This window comes from Bacillus sp. mrc49 (assembly GCF_002803435.1).
Window position 1 is genome coordinate 1 of record NZ_PHNG01000337.1, and the last position, 314, is coordinate 314.

Below are 314 nucleotides of genomic sequence, written 5' to 3' on the forward strand. Positions count from 1 at the left end.
GACAATCTTTGTTTATCGCAGTCTTGATGATATAGGAGGATTCGCTTCAATTTTACCTCACAATTTTTATAGCAGCCATCCTTACCTCTTCTTTGTTTTCATGGTATGTACAATTTATTTATGTTTAGCATTCGTGTTCAGTTTGTTAGCGTGTGCATTGGTTCTTTTATTAAATCGAGAGTATAAAGTCATTGTATCGGTATTAATCATCTATTTTTTGTACGGAAAACTAGGTGTTTACACTCAAAGTGTTTGGTTTGACATTTTCGCAAGCTTTACCGCTTTCAACACCATGTATTCCACATTGGAAGCAT

General features: G+C 34.4%; 1 protein-coding gene. It reads left to right on the top strand.

Annotation, left to right across the window (positions count from 1 at the left end):
- Positions 1-133 precede the first annotated feature (133 nt).
- On the top strand, positions 134-314 hold a 181-nt coding region (locus CVN76_RS31605; RefSeq protein WP_232732067.1), incomplete at its 3' end, for a hypothetical protein.